The organism is Chlamydiales bacterium, from assembly GCA_031292375.1.
In the GTDB taxonomy this organism is placed as follows: Bacteria; Chlamydiota; Chlamydiia; order Chlamydiales; family VFKH01; genus JARLHF01.
Genome location: JARLHF010000001.1, coordinates 22576 through 39465, shown reverse-complemented (window position 1 = coordinate 39465; position 16890 = coordinate 22576). Strand labels below are relative to the sequence as shown.

General features: G+C 37.3%; 20 protein-coding genes and 1 riboswitch. Of the genes, 9 read left to right on the top strand and 11 right to left on the bottom strand.

Features of this window, described 5'->3' with window-relative positions:
• Positions 1-2: 2 nt before the first annotated feature.
• Entirely contained in the window at positions 3-608 is a 606-nt protein-coding gene (locus P4L16_00215) for a tetratricopeptide repeat protein (GenBank protein ID MDR3623551.1), read from the bottom strand.
• Between the two features lie 31 nt (positions 609-639).
• Positions 640-1698 (bottom strand): hypothetical protein, encoded by a 1059-nt coding sequence (locus P4L16_00210; protein MDR3623550.1) that lies wholly within the window; start codon positions 1696-1698, stop codon positions 640-642.
• Positions 1699-1892: 194 nt separating this feature from the next.
• On the opposite strand from P4L16_00210, the gene P4L16_00205 reads away from it, so the two are divergent.
• Positions 1893-2999 carry a nucleoside monophosphate kinase gene (locus P4L16_00205; GenBank protein MDR3623549.1) on the top strand — a complete coding sequence of 369 codons (1107 nt, stop codon included), beginning with the start codon at positions 1893-1895 and terminating at the stop codon, positions 2997-2999.
• Here the strand turns inward: P4L16_00205 and P4L16_00200 are convergent.
• The 4 genes from P4L16_00200 to P4L16_00185 form a co-directional block, all read right to left on the bottom strand.
• Positions 2985-4595: a phosphotransferase gene (locus P4L16_00200; protein MDR3623548.1), complete on the bottom strand. Its 1611-nt coding sequence runs from the start codon at positions 4593-4595 to the stop codon at positions 2985-2987. The two genes, P4L16_00205 and P4L16_00200, sit on opposite strands and share 15 nt — an antisense overlap.
• Before the next feature lie 156 nt (positions 4596-4751).
• Positions 4752-5078: a hypothetical protein gene (locus tag P4L16_00195; GenBank protein ID MDR3623547.1), complete on the bottom strand. Its 327-nt coding sequence runs from the start codon at positions 5076-5078 to the stop codon at positions 4752-4754.
• Between the two features lie 54 nt (positions 5079-5132).
• Complete coding sequence (locus tag P4L16_00190; protein MDR3623546.1) at positions 5133-5342, bottom strand: hypothetical protein; 210 nt, start codon at positions 5340-5342, stop codon at positions 5133-5135.
• 88 nt (positions 5343-5430) lie between these two features.
• Positions 5431-5685 (bottom strand): hypothetical protein, encoded by a 255-nt coding sequence (locus P4L16_00185; protein ID MDR3623545.1) that lies wholly within the window; start codon positions 5683-5685, stop codon positions 5431-5433.
• A 219-nt stretch (positions 5686-5904) separates the two neighbouring features.
• Here P4L16_00185 and P4L16_00180 point away from each other — a divergent pair, with 219 nt between their 5' ends.
• From P4L16_00180 to tenA, 8 genes are all read left to right on the top strand, one after another.
• Positions 5905-6963: a 2-oxoglutarate and iron-dependent oxygenase domain-containing protein gene (locus tag P4L16_00180; GenBank protein MDR3623544.1), complete on the top strand. Its 1059-nt coding sequence runs from the start codon at positions 5905-5907 to the stop codon at positions 6961-6963.
• 82 nt (positions 6964-7045) lie between these two features.
• A complete protein-coding gene (locus P4L16_00175) occupies positions 7046-7201 on the top strand; it encodes a hypothetical protein (protein MDR3623543.1) in 156 nt (51 codons plus the stop codon).
• Between the two features lie 114 nt (positions 7202-7315).
• The gene (locus P4L16_00170; GenBank protein MDR3623542.1) at positions 7316-8191 is read left to right on the top strand and encodes an arsenite methyltransferase; all 876 of its coding nucleotides are present in this window, start codon (positions 7316-7318) and stop codon (positions 8189-8191) included.
• Positions 8178-8519: a metalloregulator ArsR/SmtB family transcription factor gene (locus P4L16_00165; protein ID MDR3623541.1), complete on the top strand. Its 342-nt coding sequence runs from the start codon at positions 8178-8180 to the stop codon at positions 8517-8519. Before P4L16_00170 ends, P4L16_00165 begins: the two co-directional genes overlap by 14 nt.
• 64 nt (positions 8520-8583) lie before the next feature.
• A riboswitch (TPP riboswitch) is annotated at positions 8584-8687 on the top strand.
• Positions 8678-9487 (top strand): hydroxyethylthiazole kinase, encoded by an 810-nt coding sequence (gene thiM, locus P4L16_00160; protein MDR3623540.1) that lies wholly within the window; start codon positions 8678-8680, stop codon positions 9485-9487. Its footprint overlaps the riboswitch before it by 10 nt.
• Positions 9480-10124 (top strand): thiamine phosphate synthase, encoded by a 645-nt coding sequence (thiE, locus tag P4L16_00155; GenBank protein ID MDR3623539.1) that lies wholly within the window; start codon positions 9480-9482, stop codon positions 10122-10124. Before thiM ends, thiE begins: the two co-directional genes overlap by 8 nt.
• Complete coding sequence (gene thiD / locus P4L16_00150) at positions 10111-10911, top strand: bifunctional hydroxymethylpyrimidine kinase/phosphomethylpyrimidine kinase (protein MDR3623538.1); 801 nt, start codon at positions 10111-10113, stop codon at positions 10909-10911. The genes thiE and thiD overlap by 14 nt, the downstream gene beginning before the upstream one ends.
• Before the next feature lies 1 nt (position 10912).
• Positions 10913-11584 (top strand): thiaminase II, encoded by a 672-nt coding sequence (tenA, locus tag P4L16_00145; protein MDR3623537.1) that lies wholly within the window; start codon positions 10913-10915, stop codon positions 11582-11584.
• Here tenA and P4L16_00140 read toward each other — a convergent pair.
• The 5 genes from P4L16_00140 to cyoC form a co-directional block, all read right to left on the bottom strand.
• Positions 11574-13247 (bottom strand): AAA family ATPase, encoded by a 1674-nt coding sequence (locus P4L16_00140; GenBank protein ID MDR3623536.1) that lies wholly within the window; start codon positions 13245-13247, stop codon positions 11574-11576. The genes tenA and P4L16_00140 overlap by 11 nt on opposite strands.
• A 51-nt stretch (positions 13248-13298) precedes the next feature.
• The gene (locus P4L16_00135) at positions 13299-14702 is read right to left on the bottom strand and encodes a carbohydrate porin (protein ID MDR3623535.1); all 1404 of its coding nucleotides are present in this window, start codon (positions 14700-14702) and stop codon (positions 13299-13301) included.
• A gap of 230 nt (positions 14703-14932) precedes the next feature.
• Positions 14933-15466 carry a histidine phosphatase family protein gene (locus P4L16_00130; protein ID MDR3623534.1) on the bottom strand — a complete coding sequence of 178 codons (534 nt, stop codon included), beginning with the start codon at positions 15464-15466 and terminating at the stop codon, positions 14933-14935.
• 537 nt (positions 15467-16003) lie between these two features.
• Positions 16004-16306 carry a cytochrome C oxidase subunit IV family protein gene (locus P4L16_00125; GenBank protein MDR3623533.1) on the bottom strand — a complete coding sequence of 101 codons (303 nt, stop codon included), beginning with the start codon at positions 16304-16306 and terminating at the stop codon, positions 16004-16006.
• The gene (cyoC, locus tag P4L16_00120) at positions 16303-16884 is read right to left on the bottom strand and encodes a cytochrome o ubiquinol oxidase subunit III (protein MDR3623532.1); all 582 of its coding nucleotides are present in this window, start codon (positions 16882-16884) and stop codon (positions 16303-16305) included. The genes P4L16_00125 and cyoC overlap by 4 nt, the downstream gene beginning before the upstream one ends.
• Positions 16885-16890: the final 6 nt, after the last annotated feature.

Below are 16890 nucleotides of genomic sequence, written 5' to 3'. Positions count from 1 at the left end.
CACTAAAAGTATTTCTTTTGAAGCATAGCAACGGCATATTGATCAAACCATTGCTGGGCATTTTTCTGGTCATTGAAATGATCGCGGTAAATAAGCCCTAAGTAATACATGCCTTCTGCATACCCTAGATTGGCTACTTTCTGAAACCACTCTATCGCCGTTGGATAATCATGAAGGTCATCTTTATAAATAATGCCTAAGAAAAACAAAGCTTCGAGATTTCCTTTCTCTGCTGCCTTTTTATACCAGCTTGCTGCTGTTTCAAACTCTCCAAGATCAACTGCGTAGAGAAACCCTAAGTAAAATAAAGAATCTTTATGACCAAGATCTGCTGCTTTAGTAAACCAAATAGCCGCTTGTTTAATATCTTTAAGCTCGTTTTTTAATAAGAGACCTATTGAAAACATGGCATCTACACATCCAAATTCTGCAACAGACAGGAATTTCTCAAGAGATTGTGAATAGGCTTGCTCTACATCCCTAAGGATAATCCCTTGCTGGTATTCTTTAAGAAGAGGGTCTGGCAACTCATTTATCTTTGGCCCTTGCTCTTCATATGCCTGGCAGTGCGGATCCAAAAGATAAGTAAGCCTAATTGATTTATTCATAATGTCCATTGTCAATTCCCCCTAAATATTATTAAATAAACTGAAGAACCTTCAGTGCTCCCTGAGCAGGCGTGTCTACCCCTGTATCAATTTCTATGTCAAAGTAACCTCTGGATGTTAATTGCACTTCTTCTTGCAGATCCTCTTTTAGCCCTAGCTTACTGTATAATATCCCTAATTCAAAATTGCGTCTTCCCTGCAAATCTTCTTCTCCAGTTCCTGGAGTAGGTCTAAATCGACACTCTTCTTTCAAATGCTTATCATAAATTTGAGTTACAGTTGTTTTATTGACACTATGCATGTACGCTTCTTGCCCGCTTCTTCGAGGCCTAAGAAAATCTGTAAATTGAAGGAAAGGATAAGTTCCAAATCTTGCATCGTGCTCCTGGTCTATTTCTAAGGCCTGTCTATTTCTTCTTTCTTTATGCTCTGCTAGTTTTACAAAGGAACAGTGAACAAGAGTAATTAATAAAGGGCAATGAAACATCCTGCTTACTTTATAACCAAAAAAATCATTACATTCGACAGCGTCAATGACAACATTCTTTTCATTTGCTGATAAATGCAGAGCTCTTTCGAACAAATTATCTTGTGCTGCATCCCTGTGAGTTGCACTAAAGAATAATTCTTCTATTATTGAAACATAAGAAGCTGCTGCTAGTGCATTTTTGCGCTCTTCTACTGTGCTTAATGGTTTATATTTAACCTCGTGTCCTTTAACAAAAGTTGAGATGTCATCATCATCAATACACCTGGAAATAGTCAAATAGCGGTCAAAAAAATATTTCTTAAAAGATCCAATATTTGAAATGATTTTAAGATAATGCCTATCCATTGCAGCATCAATGCCATCAACAACTATATCTGAATGGATTGCTAGTACTTCTTTGCAAATCGATGTTTTACCCGCATTTGACGTTCCATACAAAAAAATAATTTTTCCTGTTCCATATTGTTGGAGCCGGGTCGAAGAGACCATAAAAATTTTAAAAGCAGTTTCAGAAGGGTCTTGATCTTTTTCAGGCTTAACTACAAGTGGCTGCTTTTCATCTCTTCTAAAATCATGTAACACCAACGCTGTTAAAGTCATATCTATGCCTCCAGATGATTTGAGGTGGCATAAAACTTAAAATAACAAATTCATTTATTTTTAAGTTTTATGCAATCACTCACGACAAGAATGGTACAGTGTGCTTAAAATCAAAATTCTTATCTACAAAAAAAGCTGTATAGAATAATCTGCTGCGAAATACATTTACAACATAACATGTACTCTAGAGGAATATGTCCACAAGTTCTTTGATACCACAAAAATCCATCTGTTTTATCGAATATCAAAAAACATTCTTACTCTTACATGAACACTCCGATACTTCAGAATCTTGGAGAATTCCAGGAGGACGTGTTTTAGAACTTGAAGATTACTTTCAGGCTATTATAAGACTCGTTCGTAAGCAAACAACTATAGACTTTGAGGAGATTAATTTTACATATTGTTGCAAGATACCATCTACGGATCAAAGAGATCCTATTTTGCACGTCTTTCATAGTGTCATGCAAAACAATCCTATTGAAGGCCTCTCTGGAGCGGAAACGCAAATAGAGTGGGTAGGCCATGATTATATGGAACACACACTTTCTTCGATAAGATATAAAGAAGCTTTTCAATCAGCTTGTTCTAAAGAGGATCCAAGCAATTTAAAAAAATCTTCTTTAGAATCTAGATTAGTTATTAATCTTTTAGGCACAGTTGGAGTTGGAAAAGGCACTCAAGGAAAGTTACTTTCAGAACAATATAATATACCTACTTTATCGATGGGAGATCTTTATCGTAATGAATGTAGGGCCAATACGCCTATTGGAGAGGTAATTTTGTATCATGATCAGATTTCTAGCCCAACGCGATTTGCTGACGAGATTCCTTATGGACTTTTACTGAAGAAAATGGCGGATCCTGATTGTAAAAAAGGATTTATTTTGGATGGATTTCCAAGGTCAGAAACGCAATCTACGGTATATAATGATGGCCTTTTAAGACCGGATGATATTCATATCCCCATATACCTTTCCGTTGATGAATCTGATATTCTGGATCGCCTAAAACATCGTTATATTTGCTCTAACTGTGAAATACAAATTAGAAGAGAAGATTCATTAACTAAAGAAGGATGTTGTCCGCATTGCGAAGGTATGCTTATAAAAAGGAAAGAAGATATTTCCTCTAGAGAACTTATGCAGCGATTGCAGTTTTTTAAAGAACATATTCCTCAAATTTTATCAATTATGACTAAGCGAAATCGCGTTATAGTTATTCATGCAAAATCCTCTTCGACCCCTCAAGAAATCTTTCAAAGGATTTTGCAGGTGGTAGAAACGTTAAGAATCGCTTAAAAACGAGTCAATTTTTTTTATTAATTGAGCTTGGTATTTTAACTTAGATTCTTCTACATCAGTATTAATAAAGTCCTTTAAAATTTCTTCAATAATCCGCAAGGACCAATAGGCAAAAAAATAATCTTTAGCTTCGGGTGTAGTAATATCAACAGGTGCATGATCCATATATTCTTTTACATATATATCTTGTATTTCGCGAATTTGTTCGTTAGATAAATTCCCTCTTTGCTTTCCAGCAACTCTAAACATAATCAGAGCCTCTTCTACTTCGTTGATAGCAAACCCACTAGGGGTCTCTTGTGGGGAAATAGATCGTTTAAATAAACTTAAGTCAATATAAGTCACGCAATGATTGTCTAAATCGACAATCCAATTGCTATGATTTGGATCTCCATGTGTGAAGCTAAGTAAACCTGGATTAGCAACAAACGATAGATGCTTCTGTAACCAACGAGTCTTTAATTTCGCTGCAATATCGGGGGGAAGAAAAGAAGTTTGTATATTGCTTAATCTATCAGTAACCCTTACTATGACCTCTTCATAAACAGCTATTTGTTGAGCCGATATTTCAGTAGCCAGTGATCTTTGAGCCAGGTGTAACTCAAGATTGGCTTGTGCGCACAAACGTATTGCCTCAGGAGAGGCTTGCATCATCTCTGCAAGAGATTTGCCTAAGACAAAGCTCATACCAATGAAGGCAAAATTTTCTTTTTGATGTGAAAAAAATAACTCAGGAATCCGTATCAAGTGCAAATTTAACTTTTTGAGAGTTGCATAACCTAAAAGTTCACTCTCATAATTACCCTTATAATCATTTCCCAGAAAAACTTTAACAACTAAGCATATTTGTTCATCTTTATCTTTGACAAAACAGACTTTATCATTGGAAAGACCACTAATACCAATATCATTTCCTATATGAAACGAAAGGGGATATTTTTCTATGGGTACACTATTTTTAAGAACAATTTCATTTTCTACTATTTTTTTAACATCTTGAATGATGGTTCTAAATGAATATTCGTTCTCACTTGATACAAAGAAGTTTTGGCTCAGAATTTGATCAAAAACTAGGGCAGGCAGGCCAAGGCTTGCAGTTTGAAAATTTCTTTCAAAAAGCAATGCACGTAATTCGGAAGATGAATGGTATCGCTCAGTAAAGTGCTCAACACTAGTAGTTTCTGCTGGTAAATTATTCCAACTCGATACAGGTCTTACAATAGGATAATCCCTTTTTGGGATGATAAAGTATGCTAATTTTGTTGATAATCCAATTGGCCATATGGGTTTATCTAAAGTCTTTGAGCTTATTATGTGATAAATTTTGATGATTGTAGAATCAGATAGCAAATCAATCAAAGCTGCTTCATAGGTTTTTTTTGATATAACCACGTTTTGCATATCTTTGAACATGGTTTTCAAAAGTTTTTTACGAATTTTATTATTGCTTCGAAAAGGTTTGGACGAATTTAGGTCCTTGTAAACGATAGTTACAGAAGCCATGCAAGTTTTTAATACATAGTTAACAGCTTCTAAATGCCCGTTGTGCGGTGGATCAAATGATCCTCGATAAATTCCGACTGCATTGGCCATAATTTCTCTACTACATTTGAACTCTACAGTGCAATTGGGGCGCGAAGGTCTTCCTGTTGCCATTTGGAAAATCTGGGTTGTGTAGCATTTTTAAGCACCACACTTTTGTAGCTTTAAAGTGCCAACATTTAGTTATGTTGGCACTTTAAGCAAGGTTTATAGAGTAGGTGCAAGGAATGCAGTCCAACAAGCACTGATGCAAGGGCCTATTCCTGCTGGAAGTAATGTGCCAGCACTGGTAACTCCTACAATTGTTCCGCAAGCTGCCACACAGATGGCATATGCAGCAGGTCCTGCATCTGCTCCGGAGATTTGACTTGCTAGTAATAGAAGGGGAGCTGCCACTGTGGCAACCTTGAGCGCTGCTCTAGTAATAGCGCCAAAAGAAAATCTTCCGTTCCTTCGAACTCCTGCAGGTACATCCGTATTTTCCCTTTGATGGGCTTGACGGCTTTCTGGAATATTATGTACAGTTATTGACATGACTAAACTCCTTATATTGAAGTTGGTTTTGGATACTAAAACTTAAATTCTTGCTTATGGGGTAGGTAAGGCCGTTGCAGCAGCAGCTGTTTCGGGAGCAACGGCTATAACTGCTGCTCCCACGGCCTGCCCACCTGGAATAAGAGTCAGTGCGCCACCAACAACAACCATAACACCAAACGTAAGCGCGCCAAGAATAGGACCAGCACCTAAGACTCTTGCTCTAAATTCAATGCCATGATCGTTTCCTATTGGTTTATACACAAACAAGTTCAAGAATTGTTTTTTGACTGCGCCAAAGCCCCGAGGCTCAACGATCATAATCAACTCAATATTAGCAATATGGAGTTGATTATGATCGTTGAACCGCGAAAGCTTTCGCGTTGTCAAAAACCAATTCTTGAACTTGTTTGTGTATAACACATAGTTGGCCTTTGGACAGCAGCGCTGATAATGCTGGCTCTGAAATATTTTTTAGTTCTTTTGAGAGATCGCATTTTTGAATTGCGCGCTTCCCATCTGTTGTTTCTATGAAAAACTCCTCGTTCTCATAAAAAACAGAAAGTGATCCTAAATTGTTAGGAACAAAACAATCTTCAATACGCATAAAAGCCTCCAAATTATCTTCTTTAAAAAGTACCCAAAATTTCATCTTGAAAATTTAAAAGTAACCGATGATGTGTTAATATATTGTTAAGGTAGCATTTTGGCAATATAAATATTCATGTTGGCATGATACGCATGATTTTCAAAACGTAAGGCTTGTAAAATTAAAGTGTTAATCGATATCATCCCTCGTTTTTTATAGCAAAGTAAGGAGAATGTTATGTTATTGCGTTTGATGATTTGTCTAATGGTGTTGGGAGTAGGCGTTGTAGGGGCATTTGATTCTACAATTCCAGTGGTTGATTTAAATGATTACTATCATCCAGAAAAGAAACAAAAATTTGTTGAGGATGTAGCTAAAGCACTGCATGAGATAGGATTTTTTGCTGTTATAAATACAGGTGTTGATCAGGATGCATTGCAAGCTGCATATAGAGCATCTGAAGAATTTTTTTCTACTCCTCTTGAATACAAAAATGAGATTTATGCTCCAGAATTAAATGGACAGAGAGGATATGTTCCAGGAGAGACGGCGCAAGGGTTTGCAACAAAAGATTTTAAGGAGTTAGTACATATTGGAAGAGCAAAAAACCTATGGCCTCAGTGGATGGATTTGCAAAGCCCTATGACTCATCTTATGGATGTGTTAGATCAGTATGCACAGATTCTAGAAGGTGTTTTTTCATTAGCTATAGGAGAAAATGAAGATTTTCTTCCTGAGATGTCAAAGGGCGGTGAATGTCTTTTACGTACCCTACATTATCCTCAAAACCCTGACTCTGGAAGATTGTGGGCAGCAAGACATACTGATATCGATCTGTTTACTATACTTCCTGCCGCAACAGAAGAGGGGTTACAAGTCTTTCATGATGGAGAGTGGATCAGTGTAAAAGTACCTGCGAATGCATTTATCGTAAATGGCGGTGACATGCTTCAAAATTTGACCAATGGATATTTTAAGAGTGCTATTCATCAAGTGGTTGCAAAGCCAAATGTAGAGCGTTATTCAATCGTTTACTTTATTCATCCACGAGATGAAGACTCTTTAAGTCCAACAGAAAAGTCAATTGCTCTTACTGGTGGTGTACAACATTACCCAGAAGCTACTAGAGTAGAACTTTTGGCTTGTCGTTTAAGAGAATTGGGAGTTGCAAGCCCTAGCCTTTTAGAGTTTGAAAGGAATTCGCAGATTATGCAGCGCATTCAAATTCTTGTAGAAAGCGGACAGGCAGCTCTTCCCGTACAAAAAACCTATGACATCTGGTTAAAGAGCCAATGACTTTCGGTATACACACAGACCAATTTAAGAATTGGTCTGTGTGTAGAATAGAGACATTCGTGCCGCCTCTTTGGCATGTAAAATGGTTGTATCATACACTGGAATGGTTACATCTTCTGCTGAAATGAGCATTCCAAGCTCTGTACACCCGAGTAAAACAGCTTCTGCTCCATCGTCTTTAAGAGCTTCTATGATACGAATTAGCTCATCTTTAGATTCAGAAAATACCTTTCCTTGACAAAGTTCATCGTAAATAATGTGGTCTATATATGTGATGAATTTATGTTGATCTTATTTGCATATTCGTTTATACATATATATGTATGTAATGCTTATAACTAAGGAGAGCAATATGGATTATTATCAACCACCAAAAATGGAATATGTGCAGTATGTTGCACAAAACCAGGGATTTAAAAACGTAGAAGAGGTAAAACAAGAAGTACGAGGTGCGTATGGAAGTGTAGCTGATGCTAATAATCAAAATAAAAGCTGTGGTAATTCACGTAGTTGCTGCGGAGTGTCTAATAAACCGGATGATAACTATTCACAAGAATTAGGTTATACGAAAGAAGAGCTGGAGAGTGCACCAGAAGGATCTAATATGGGACTTGGTTGTGGAAACCCGCAAGCAATAGCTGCTTTAAAACAAGGTGAAATCGTTTTAGACTTGGGTGCAGGTGGAGGTTTTGACGTTTTTTTAGCTGCACGTAAAGTAGGCCCTTATGGTAGAGTGTATGGTGTTGATATGACGCCCGAAATGCTAAGTAAGGCAAGAATTAATGCTACAAAAAGTGGCTATAAGAATGTAGAATTTCTTTTAGGAGAAATAGAACATTTACCGCTTCCAAACAATACTGTTGACGTAATCATTTCTAACTGCGTTGTGAATTTGTCAACTAATAAGACCCAAGTTTTTAATGAGTCTTTTCGTGTTTTGAAAGAAGGGGGAAGGATCGCAATTTCTGACATGGTTGCAAGCAAGCCTTTGCCGCAAGAAATGGTTAATAATAAAGAGCTTTATTGTAATTGTATTTCGGGTGCTATTACAATAGGCGAACTTAAAAAAATCTTGTCTAATGCGGGATTTGTAGATATTGTGATTGAACCACAAGAAAATAGTCGTATGTTTATCAAGGATTGGGTACCTGGTTCTGATGCAGAAAATTATGTTGTATCAGCAAAAATAAAAGCAATTAAACCAAAGAAAAATCATGATGACTCCTGATGAGTTATTTGCAATACTATCTGATGAGACACGGCTTAGATGCTTATTATTGCTTCAAAAAGAAAAAGAATTATGCGTTTGTGAGCTTAGTCAAGTGCTTGGGAGTATGCAACCAAAGATTTCTAGGCACTTGGCTCTTATGCGACAATCAGGTCTTATATCGGATGAGCGTAGAAGTCAATGGGTTTATTATCGGCTAAACAATAATTTGCAAGGATGGATACACAAAATCCTTGCAACTATTTTGAGAGAATTAAAAGATCATGAGCCTTATTGCTTTGACTTGGAAAAAATAAAAGAGCTTCGCACTAAGAATACTTGTTCATAATACTAATGCTTGAAATAATTTTGTGATTAAGGGTATAAGTTTGGCTTTGTTAGAGAAATAAGTTTTTAATCACCAGGGGTGCTTAAGGTTTGTAATTACCTTAGCTGAGAAATACCCTAAAACCTGATCTGGATAATACCAGCGGAGGAAGCGTGAAGATGAAAGTAGATCCACACAGTATCTGGTCGGACATCCAAAAAATCAAAAGTAATTCTCCTCTCGTTCATAATATAACCAATTATGTTGTCATGGAGCAAACAGCAAATAGCCTGCTTGCTCTTGGTGCCTCCCCCGTTATGGCTCATGCTCTAGAAGAAGTAGAGGATATGACTATGATTGCGAGTAGCCTTGTTTTAAACATAGGCACGCTAAGCTCTCCATGGGTGTCTAGTATGCTTTTAGCGATAAAAACAGCGAATCGAAAGGGTATTCCAGTGGTATTTGATCCTGTGGGTGCGGGTGCTACTCAGTACCGAACTAAAACAGCTAATACCATTATTGCTCACGGTATCATCACTGCAATTAGAGGTAATGCATCAGAAATTGTCTCTCTTTGTAATGTTCAAGGAATGACAAAGGGCGTTGATACCTCTCTAAATCCCATGGAACATGTACAGCAAGCAAAATTATTGGCATCTAGAAAAAGATGCATCGTTTGGATGAGTGGTAAAAGTGACATAATAACGGACGGTGAGTCATGCATATTTGTTCATAATGGCCATCCTTTAATGGAAAAAGTTACAGGAATGGGTTGCGGTGCTACCGCAATTGCAGGGGCTTTTTTAGCAATTAATCCAAATGCCTTTTTGGGGTTAGTTCATGCTGCAATTCTTATAAGTATTTCTGGGGAAATAGCAGCTAGAAGATCAAATGGACCAGGTTCATTTATTCCATTATTCATGGACACACTTTATTCAATATCACTTGCTGAAATAGAAGAATACATATGCGTGGAGTATTATGAATAGATATCCATTGGATTTATCACTTTATTTAGTTACCAATCGAGTAGGTCTTGAGTTGGAAGATTTTTTTAGAATTATCCATAAAGCTATTAAGGGTGGTGTAAAAATCGTTCAATTGAGAGAAAAGGGGATTTCAGCTCATGAATTTGTGGCTCTTGCAAAAAAACTACAACTTATTTTAAAGCCAATGAGTGTTCCATTAATCATTAATGACAATGTAGATGTGGCTCATGTGGTAGATGCAGATGGAGTTCATTTAGGTCAGTCTGATGTAAAGGTGTCTGAAGCAAGAAAAATTCTTGGTAAACGAGCAATTATTGGATTATCTGTAGAGAATATAACTCATGTCATAGAAGCTCAAAATGAGGATGTGAATTATCTTGCTGCAAGTCCTGTGTTTTTTACAAAGACAAAAAGTGATTGTAGTACTTATTGGAGACTAGACGATTTGAGATATGCATGTTCTATTTCTTTCCATCCAATGATTGCAATTGGTGGTATAAACAAGACAAATGTAGATGAAGTTTTGGAATGTGGTGTTGCAGGAGTAGCTGTAGTTTCTGCAATTTTTGATGCAAATTGCCCTGTAAATGCAGCTACTATGATGGGGAAAAAAATGGAGGCGTATGGGGCTTTATAAAGTACTTACAATTGCAGGTTTTGATGGAAGTGCGGGTGCTGGTATTCAAGCAGATCTTAAAACATTTTCAGCTTTGGGATGTTATGGAACAACTGTTTTGACAGCTATTCCAGTTCAAAATACTATTGGAGTTAGATCAGTTTATGATGTATCGCTTCAGTGTATAGAAGAACAAATTAAAGCCATTTTAGATGATATTTGTATAGATACTGTAAAAATAGGAATGTTGTATCGCAAGGACATTGTTGATAGTGTTGTGAATATTTTGTGTCAGTATGGTGTGAATTGCATTGTTCTTGATCCAGTTATGGTTGCAAAAAGTGGTGATGTGCTTTTACAACCAGATGCCATTGCTACTATGAAAGAGCGCCTTTTCCCGATTACAACGGTGTTGACCCCCAATTTGATGGAAGCTTCAAGGCTTTTAGGAAGAAAGATTCAAAATAAAGCCCAAATGGAAAAAGCAGCTTTGGATTTGATTGAGATGGGTCCTTTGGCAGTGCTTGTAAAGGGAGGGCATTTAGACGCTGATTGCTCAGATTGTTTATGTTTGAAAAATTCAAATAAGCAGATTCATTGGTTTTCAAGTAAAAGAATCTCGACACAAAATACACATGGGACAGGGTGTACGCTTTCAGCTGCGATAGCTGCATTTCTAGCAAAAGGTTTTTCTATTCATGAGTCCGTTCAGAGGGCTAAAGAATATCTTACACAAGCAATTAGTGCAGGTGCATCCTTGAGAATAGGTCAGGGAAATGGTCCTGTTCATCATTTTTGGAGCTTTTAATATGACGTTTTCTAGTGATCTTTGGCAGCAAACTTTTCCCATTTATCAAAGAATTATAAATCATCCCTTTAATAGGGAACTTGCTGAGGGAACATTAGAGAGATCGAGATTCCTTTTTTATATGGAGCAAGATGCTTACTATTTAAAGAGCTTTTCTAGGGCGCTTGCGCTCATTGCAGGTAGGGCAAGCTCTTCAGAAATGATTCATCAGTTTTTGAATTTTGCACTGGGAGCTCTCGTTGCAGAGCGTGAACTACATGCCAAATTTTTGGCTCCAAATTATACTTGCGATACGATTGAGCCTTCTGTGTTTTGTATGTCTTATACTCACTACCTTATTTCAACGGCGTCAACTGCTTCATTGGAAGAGGCTATTGCAGCAGTGCTACCCTGTTTTTGGATTTATAGGGAAGTAGGAAGGCATATAGCTGCATATGCTAAAGAAGAAAACCCTTACATGCTTTGGATAGAGACTTATTCTAGTCAGGAATTTTCAAGAGGAACTGATTTGGCCATATCCATACTAGATAAAACAGCAAGTAAGTGCTCTGTAAATACATTAGAGAGCATGAAAAATGCCTTTATGTATAGCTCTTTATTAGAATGGCATTTTTGGAATGATGCTTATAACAAGAGCACTTTTTTAGAAGCTCATCATTTGATTAAGTTTTAATTTTTGAACGGATGAGAACGCGTTTGCCTTCAAAGGCAAACCCAAGATACAAAATACGGCTTACACCGCGATCAAGAAGTTCTTGAGCGTACTGTTTGTCTTCTATTTGTTTTAAGGCAGCAAGAACAGCTTTTTCTAAGTCAATTTCTTCAAAACGACCAACCTTCTTGAATTCCATGATAATTCCTAAATCATTTGTATTTTTAGGGATGAGCATGACGTCATACCTACCAAGGCCACTTTCACGATTTGATTTAACTTCATATTGATCTTTGAGCCCAACTAACATACCCAAAATAAATGCATGATAAATTTTTTCAGATTCTTCAGCGGATACGTCAAAAACACTTGCGGATGAGATCATAAATTCTTTAAAAAGTTGAGAAAAAGTGTCAATATCACCGCTGACAAGGCTATTTAGGAGCATACGATATTTATGTTCATGAATGCTGGTTTTAAACCAATCTAAGATCATTGTTTTATAGAGTTCAGATACTTCGATATTAGGAATCTTTAATTGGCATGGAACACCATAAGAGGGGGTTGTGTCAATTGTTAAATAGCCGCTGTATAGAAGTAAAGACCATATGCTACTTGGGTCTTGCTCGAGGCCTGGAAATATAACGCCATCTTCGATCGTTTTTTCTACAATACCGCCTCTAAGAAGCTCCTCGATATCTGCTTTTAGATCATCAGTTCCTTTAGCAATGAGATGTTTCATAAGCGCATTATCACTTGTATTTACCCAGTAAGGAGATAAAGCACCATTTTCAGCAATGCATTGTAAAACAGACCAAGGATTATGAATTCCTGTACAAGATCCCATACGGTAACCATTGTACCATTGACTAATTTCAGGAAGTTTATCAGAAAGGGCATGATTTTTTAAAAGTTCTTTTACCTCTGATTCTAACAATCCGAATTTATCACTAAATGGTTCATTTAATATTGTAAAGGTACTAATGTTATTTAATCCTGAAAAAATGCTCTCTTTTGCAATGCGTAGAATACCAGTAAGAATACCTCGCTCTAAATGCACATTATCTTTTAAGCCTGCTGAAAGCCAGTTGCGGATAAAGTCGATAAAGGTATTGTAATAGTTTCCAATGTAAGCTGCATGGGCTGGAGTATCATACTCATCGATCAAGAGAATAACTTGCTTGGCATGGTAGCGATGCAGCCATTCTGTGATTAGAAGTAGGCTTTGTTCAATTAAAGGTTTGTTGTTCTCTTCTGAGAGAATTTTATGATAAAGTTCTTTCTCCCTTATTGTTAGGACTTCTAAGATATAATGATGCCTCTCCATTTCCTTGGCAATGAGTGTGTGCAATACTTTAAAGCTCTCTTCCCAAGAGATGTGCTTTACATCTTTGAGAGAGATCGAAACAACAGGGAATTGTCCTTGCAGGCTTTTATACTTTTCGTTATTCCAAATATTTAAATTTTTAAATAGATAGCTCGTGTCTTCTGCTGTCTTTTCAAAGAAATAACGTAACATTGAAAGATTGAGTGTCTTGCCAAAGCGGCGTGGACGAGGAATGAGAGCAACGTGAGTTCCTCTTTCTATGATCTCTTGGATCAAAAGAGTTTTATCGACATAAGCATAGCCTCCGTCAATTATTTTTTTGAAGTCGCTAATTCCAATAGGAAGTGGTTTTTTCATAGTGGCTCGATTGTACCTAATTTGTTGTAAATAGGCAATGGCTCATAATTTTTAAAAAAGAGCTAATACTCTTAGGGTGGCTGCCCAAGTTTGAGGAAGGTTCTCTGCAGCTCCTGGTCTAGGAATGTAGCTAATTACAGGCTCAAGATAGAAGGAACCATATACACAGCATTGATAGTAAGTTTGAAACATCCATTCACTAGAATAAGGTTCACTATTTTTATTGAGACCTGCAAGGCTAAGACCCAAGCCAAAAGAGTCTTTAAGTCTTCCAGGAACAAGGCCATAAGCAGAGAGCCCCCAGCCTAAAAACTTATTGATAGGAAGCGTTTTAGTGTTATTGATACCAAGCTGTAAGTAGGTAACAATACCACTATTGGCATGCATTTTGTCTTTCCACCATAGGCGCTGGGATCCATAAAAATAGCTTCCATAAGCTCCTTGTTGTGTAATGGACTTGACTTTTGTATCGAGGGTAAGTTTACCTGTCTGCCTCCATACACCAACAGCTACTCTTCCTGGTAATTCTGCATCAGACCATGAATATCCCGACTCGCTAATAAGAAGGTAGTAGCCATTGAATTGAGGAGCTTTTAAATCTGTTTGTTCCCCATGAGCTTTGTTGCCATCATATCCTCCGACAGAGAGGTAAAAGTCCTTTATGGGGAAATAAAAAACGCTAGCTCCAAAGGCCGAATTATAATAACTAGGTAAAAAAGAAGAAAGAGAGCCTTGAGTGAAAATCGTGCCTGCAATAATCCCACTGGCAACTGGAGAGACTCTTTTGTCATTCATGGGAAATAAACGATTAACACAGTTAAAATCTGAGTTAGGAGTAGACTTTCCAATTCTTGTAATTAAGTTACCATCTAAAAGCTCTTGACGGTACCACCATTCGTACAGACTTGTCCGGTTGAGAGGACTTGCTTGTATAAGTCCTTCGAAGCCTTGTACAAGGCCTGCGTTGGCATTTGTTTGAGAGCCGTTGAGCTGCAAAAGTTCTATTGCAAATAGTGCACCTTTCCAATTACTTACTTTGTCTGGATTGAAAAGCAATTCGAATTGAACTAAGTTATTTACAGATCCTTTGTCTTGAGAGGGTTTGCCACCTGAAAGAAGTTGATTTCCATCTAAGATCCATAAACTTTCTAAGGTAAGGCCATCATCTTTTGCCCTCCAGCCAAATGTTTCAAATAACTTCTCTCCAAAATACCCCGTTCCAATGTGATCAGTGGGGCTTGGGTTACTAGATACGCCCACTCCTTTATCAATATAATGAATAGGCCTGTGTTCTACTTGCTGAGAGCAGATCAAACAAGTAGATGGAAAAAGGATAGAAAAAGTTCTTAAAAGGCATTTAAAGAGCATCTTTGCATTGAGATCAAGAGTCCAGTAAAGCACATTGTTGAAGTTAGTATTCATTTCTCGATTGCCTTTACCAAGTACTTTTTTCATTGAAATGACATTAAGTATTCGTCTTTAATTGTTAAAAAGCGTAACAGCAAGAAAGTGAACGCATAATGTATCCAAGTTAATGAAGATCCAGTAATCTAAAATTAAAAGAGATTTTTTTACAAGCCTAATTGCTTTAAATCATTAACGCGAAGATCTTCCATGCTTTTGATTTTCGAGAATTCTCTTGTTAAATTGTTGCAGCAATATTAATGCTGTTAAATAAAATTTTTTCATGCAAGCTTTCTCGCTTTCCAGTTACCCTCAGATGTCAAGGAGAAATGAACAGGAAGACAGTTGTCTATAGCCCATTCATGGCCAGTTATGCTCATTAAACAACACATAGCCCAATGAATGCCGCCATGCGCTATGATTAAAGCAGGTCCTTCATAAGAAAGGGCTTGATTGATTCCACTGAGAGTCCTTTGCATAAAATTCCTTACATGGTCGCGCGAGTCGTGATAGGCGTAAGCTCCACAGCTTGTCATATCGTTCCAAATCTGTGTCGAGCATTCTCTAAGTTCTGCAATTTCATAGTAAGCTGCTTGCAAACGTGCAGCAATTGCTTCTTTTGTCTCTTTCGCTCTTTTTAGAGGGCTAAAACACACCGACTTAATAGAAAGGTTTGCCATGATTGGCTCTACAGCTTTAGCTTGTTGAAAACCTACAGAATTTAATGACACATCATCATGATCAACTTTTTGACTTGAGGTATTGTAGTCGGTCTGTCCATGCCGAATAAAATAAAATTCTTTTTTGAGAATCATTGTCTCTCCTAGTAGCTAAAGGAAAGAGTATACTTGATTCAAAGAAAAAAAAGCCAGAGATTGCCACAGTTTTTTGGAATCTGGGTCGGCTATAGCGAACAATTCTTGTAAAGTCCAAGTTTCAGCATCCGAACGGCAGAACGAGCATTGAAAGACATCCTTAACAGGCGACTCTCTCGTTTAAGTTTTAATCTTCTGTCAGGAAATTCTGTTCGTATGAATTTGTGGAGTGGGCAAAATTAACCTGTTTTGGAGAAGACCCTAAGTTTTATACGATTTTTCAACTGCGAAGCAGTATCTTAGCCACGAAGTGGTTACATGTTGTTAGCCATGGGTGAAAATGAGCGCAAGCGAATTGAACCCATGGACAAATGCTCTCTAAACTATTGGAGCCACAACGTGGCGACAGATTTAATCAAACAATTACGTCTCAAGCAGTTGAGAAATTGTTAATGCACTAGAAATTAGGAGCAATTTCCGCTGCGGGAGTTGCTGGAAAAAATTTAAAAAATCATTACAATATTATGCAGAACTACTTCATCGCATATTGTAATTGAGGTGGTCGATGATCCAGATAGAAAAGAAGATGATAATAAAGATGATGAAAACGGTAGAAATAAAAATACCTAAGTTCCAAAGAGGGCCTTTTTCTTTCCATACATTGATAAAAAAGATGAGCTGAACAAGAGACTGAATGAGAGCAAGAGTAAAAATGACGATGATAGCTATTTTAACGTTAAAGTTAAAAAGCTCTGGATGTAAAATAATAAAGTAGGCTGCAAGAGTTAATAGGAGAGCTGTAATAAAGCCTGTGATGCGTAATGATAGTTCATGATTCATAACAAATATCCCATTCCATATACAACGGTAAAAATAAAGATCCAAACAAAGTCGAGGAAGTGCCAAAAAAGGGCCATGCGAAAAATCCTGGAGACACTATGCTTTGAGAGGGGGCGAAAAGCGATGCGAAATAGCATTACAAGCATCCACAATAGTCCTACAGAGATATGGAATCCATGTGTGCCTACTAATGTAAAAAATGAGGAGAGAAAGGCGCTGCGCTGCCAACTGGCTCCTCTTTCTACAAAATCTGTAAATTCTGAAATTTCGATGCAGAGAAAGGACACTCCCAAAAGAAACGTGATGATGAACCAGATGATGCTTAAGTTTTTTAATCCTCTGCGAACTGCAAGCATTGCCAGAGAACAGGTAAAGCTGCTAGTAAGCAAGATGAGTGTTTCTGCTAGCATAGATGGTAGATGAAATAGCTCTTTTGCGCTGGGGCCTCCAAAAGTATTGTTATGCAAAACAATGAAACAGGCAAAAAGTACAGCAAAAATGACAAGATCGGTCATTAAATAGACCCAAAACCCAAATACTTTTGTTTCGCTTACATCACTTATTTTGCTTACTTCCATTATATC